At 48.4% G+C, this 3,994-nt stretch carries 4 protein-coding genes and 1 pseudogene; 3 read left to right on the forward strand and 2 right to left on the reverse strand.

Translation table 11 applies throughout. The features are described from left to right. From A3751_RS12265 to A3751_RS12275, 3 genes and pseudogenes are all read left to right on the forward strand, one after another. Nucleotides 1-295, forward strand: a pseudogene (locus A3751_RS12265) (nitrate ABC transporter substrate-binding protein); the annotation flags it as partial. A 96-nt stretch (nucleotides 296-391) separates the two neighbouring features. Next, nucleotides 392-1,336 (forward strand): ABC transporter permease, encoded by a 945-nt coding sequence (locus tag A3751_RS12270; protein WP_068456414.1) that lies wholly within the window; start codon nucleotides 392-394, stop codon nucleotides 1,334-1,336. A 12-nt stretch (nucleotides 1,337-1,348) separates the two neighbouring features. Then, nucleotides 1,349-2,212 (forward strand): ABC transporter ATP-binding protein, encoded by an 864-nt coding sequence (locus A3751_RS12275; protein WP_068456407.1) that lies wholly within the window; start codon nucleotides 1,349-1,351, stop codon nucleotides 2,210-2,212. Between the two features lie 78 nt (nucleotides 2,213-2,290). Here the strand turns inward: A3751_RS12275 and A3751_RS12280 are convergent, their stop codons facing one another. Both A3751_RS12280 and A3751_RS12285 read right to left on the reverse strand, forming a co-directional pair. Then, nucleotides 2,291-2,803, reverse strand: coding sequence for an MOSC domain-containing protein (locus A3751_RS12280; RefSeq protein WP_068456412.1), 513 nt, complete (start codon nucleotides 2,801-2,803; stop codon nucleotides 2,291-2,293). A gap of 71 nt (nucleotides 2,804-2,874) precedes the next feature. Beyond that, nucleotides 2,875-3,994, reverse strand: a 1,120-nt coding sequence (locus A3751_RS12285; protein ID WP_068456417.1) for a PilT/PilU family type 4a pilus ATPase, incomplete at its 5' end; no start/stop codon positions are given.

The following is a 3,994-nucleotide window of genomic DNA, read 5'->3' on the forward strand; positions in this document are numbered from 1 at the left end:
TATTTGGTATCTCACGCAGATGCGTCGTTGGGGCCAGATTTCTGAGCACAAGTCGGATGACTGGTATATGGAAACCGCAAAGAAGGTTTATCGACCTGACATTTATGCTGTCGCGGCTAAGGCACTGATCGCTGAAGGTAAGGCCAAGGCGTCTGACTTCCCTGAGTTTGCGTCTGAAACCGGCTTTAAACCGCCGCAGTCAGAGTTTATTGATGGCCAGACTTACGATGGCACGAAGCCCAATGCATATCTGGAGAACTTCCCGATCGGGTTGAAATCGAAAGACCAAATTTAGAAAAGAGTATCGGTCACTAGTAACTTAGTGCTAGTGACCGGTCTGGAGATGAGTACTATGTTTAAACAGGCTGTAATGCCCTCAAATGGCATCAAAATGCTGACTGCAGATAAACTGAAACAATGGTCTACCGCGCTTGCATTGCCCTTGCTTGGTTTGACGCTGTTTTTAGCGCTTTGGAACGTGGTCGCGCAAAACATTGATACCTCCCTTGGAAAATTTCCTGGGCCGGTACAAGTGTTGGAGCAATCAAAAAACCTGATTAATGAGCATTACGCAGAAGTTGCGAAAGCAGAAGCATTTTACGAGCGACAAGAGAAGCGTAATGCAGCGCGTTTAGCGCAAGATCCGAGCTATGAGCCGAAAATTCGCCCTTTCACCGGAGCTCCTACGTTCTTCCAACAGATTTTAACCAGCCTTGTCACGGTCGCAACAGGCTTTATTTTTGCCTCATTGATTGCCGTGCCTTTAGGAATTTTATGTGGTTTAAGCAAGTCAGCGTATTCAGCGATTAATCCGCTTATTCAGTTGTTTAAGCCGGTTTCTCCGCTGGCATGGCTGCCTCTAGTGACGATGATCGTCAGTGCTGTTTATGTGACGGATGATCCTTTCTTTTCCAAGTCTTTTATCACTTCGGCGGTCACAGTCTCGTTGTGTTGCCTGTGGCCGACGCTAATCAATACCGCCGTTGGTGTCTCTAGTATCGACCGTGACCTCGTCAACGTGAGCAAAGTACTGCGCCTTAGTCCAATGAAACACATAACGAAAATCGTTATGCCTTCTGCGATCCCAGCTATTTTTACCGGTTTACGTTTGTCACTCGGGATAGGTTGGATGGTATTGATCGCAGCCGAGATGCTTGCTCAGAACCCGGGTCTTGGTAAATTTGTTTGGGATGAATTCCAAAATGGAAGCTCGGCCTCGTTGGCGCGCATTATGGTTGCGGTTCTATCGATCGGCCTCATTGGGTTTTTACTTGATCGCATGATGCTTGCAGTGCAAAAACATGTGAGCTGGGACAAAACCGCTGACTTGCGATAACAGGAGAATACGATGTCTAAATCACACTTAGAGCTGACGCAAGTTGGTATTGATTTCCCTACTCCAAAAGGGCCTTTTACGGCCTTGCAGGATGTAAACTTAAACGTCAAAGAAGGCGAGTTTATCTCACTTATTGGGCATTCTGGATGCGGTAAGTCGACGGTCTTGAACATTGTGGCCGGGCTTCATCAGGCGACAAACGGTGGTGTCATTCTTGATGGTAAGGAAGTGACAGAGCCGGGCCCAGATAGAGCCGTGGTTTTCCAAAACCACTCTTTGCTTCCATGGTTGAGCGTCTACAAGAATGTCGAGTTGGCGGTAAAGCAAACGAGTAAAGACCGCTCGAAGGCCGAAATCAAAGATTGGGTGTCGCACAACCTTGAATTGGTGCACATGACACACGCACTCGATAAGCTGCCTTCTGAAATCTCTGGGGGAATGAAGCAGCGCGTCGGTATTGCAAGAGCTTTGTCGATGGAGCCTAAGGTTTTGTTGATGGATGAACCTTTTGGCGCGTTGGACGCGTTAACTCGCGCGCACCTTCAAGATTCGGTTATGGAAATCCATGCTGAGCTAGGGAACACCGTCATCATGATTACGCACGATGTCGATGAGGCTGTTTTACTGTCAGACCGCATTGTAATGATGACGAATGGTCCAGCCGCGACCATTGGTGAGGTGTTGAATGTGGAGTTACCGAGACCACGTGATCGATTGGCGTTGGCCGACAATCCGCAATACAACCATTATCGACATGAGGTTCTGACCTTCTTGTATGAGAAGCAGAGAAAAGTTGAGTCCGTTGAAAAACATAAGCAGGATGCGGCCGTAAAAGAGACGATAGAAGAGGAGAGTTCTGACTCAAACGCAGCTTAGGCAAGGTTTGATTTCGTGAATTGAAGAGGATGTGTTCCGTGATTTACCCGCGCATTGAGCGGGTTTTTTTGTATGTGCTTAAAAAAGTTCGCGCTGTAATTGTGTGACCCGAACAGTGTCTCCCACCTTGATGGAGCCACCCTGCACGACTCTCGCGCAATATCCGCCTCGGTTAAACATCGCGAGCAAGGTGCCAGCGCCAAGTGCTTTCTCCATCCTAGAGCACGGATGACAGTGCGCCCCGATTTCAACGATCGCGTCACCTACTTTTAATAGTTGATAGCGCATCGCATGCAAGTTGATTCCGGAAACAACGATATTTCTGCGGAGAACTGAAGGATTAATTGAGGCTAAGTCCAAGAGACTGGAAAGCGCTTGAATATCTTCCGCATTGATCAGCGTGACTTGTCGAGCTGAGCCGCTGGCGCGTTTCGCAGAATGATCACCGCAGAGCCCTTTTTCAGTTTTGGCAGTGACTTCAGATTGAACGAGCATGTCTGCTCTTCGAGAAGGGCGCAAACCCAACCACTCCACGTAGCCGGGCCCAGCGGAATCCATATATTTTGCGAGCAGTTTGGCCTGCGTTTTCATCTGGTACTACTTAACGTTCAACATGCCTAAGTATGGGCGCCTACTATACTTAGGCTCGTTCTACTAACGCGTTACGGCGTCATTCCGTCGTCTTGAATGCTGAGTCTGTCAGTGTTGCTTGTAAGCTCATCTGGAGTTGAGGCATCAGAACCCAACTTGATAAGAAGTCTCAAGTCATTTGCAGAGTCAGCATGCGCCAAGGCATCTTCATAGGTAATTTCGCCGGCAGCGTACAGGTCATAAAGCGCCTGGTCAAAGGTTTGCATTCCTACATCGCGTGATTTAGTCATCAGCTCTTTCAGTTTCGCCACTTCTTTCTTCCGAATGAGATCTGCGCATAGAGGCGTGTTGAGCAATACTTCGATCACCGCTCGACGTCCCTTGCCATCAGGGGTAGGAACAAGTTGCTGTGCGACAATGGCTTTCATATTCAATGAAAGGTCCATCCAAATTTGGTTATGCTGCTCTGGCGGGAAAAAGTTGATGATACGGTCGAGAGCTTGGTTTGCATTGTTGGCGTGCAACGTCGCCAAACATAGGTGTCCTGTCTCTGCGAAGGTGACCGCGTATTCCATGGTGTCTTTGGATCGAATCTCGCCGATCATGATGACATCCGGAGCTTGACGGAGTGTGTTTTTGAGTGCGACCTCAAAGGAGTTGGTATCGATGCCGACTTCGCGTTGAGTAACGATACAGCCTGCATGCTGGTGAATGTACTCAATAGGGTCTTCGATCGAAATAATATGGCCTTTACTATTACGGTTTCGATGGCCGATCATCGATGCGAGGGAGGTCGATTTACCGGTGCCGGTTGCACCAACGAAGATAATTAGGCCTCGCTTGGTCATGGCCAATGAGTTAATCACCTCCGGTAAGCCGAGATCTTCGATGCGTGGAATATTGGTTTCAATTCGACGCAAGACCATGCCGCATAGGTTGCGTTGTGAAAACGCAGATACACGAAAACGACCAATGCCACGAGCACTGAGCGCGTAGTTACACTCGTTGTTCTCGTTGAACTCGTCTTGTTGCTTCTCTGTCATGGTATCAAAGACAATTTCTCGGCACATCTCTGGTGTAAGAGATTGCTTCGTAACAGGGACAATCTTGCCATGGATCTTGATGCTGGGCGGAACGCCCGCCGTGATGAAGAGGTCAGATCCCCCCTTTTCTACCATGATTTTTAAAAGT

This window comes from Oleiphilus sp. HI0080 (assembly GCF_001635135.1).

What these genes read in the sequence shown, in the direction of transcription:
- A3751_RS12270 (WP_068456414.1), top strand. Translation starts at nt 392, where the DNA reads ATGCTGACTGCAGATAAACTGAAACAATGGTCTACCGCGCTTGCATTG.
- A3751_RS12275 (WP_068456407.1), top strand. Translation starts at nt 1,349, where the DNA reads ATGTCTAAATCACACTTAGAGCTGACGCAAGTTGGTATTGATTTCCCT.
- A3751_RS12280 (WP_068456412.1), bottom strand. Translation starts at nt 2,803, where the DNA reads ATGAAAACGCAGGCCAAACTGCTCGCAAAATATATGGATTCCGCTGGG.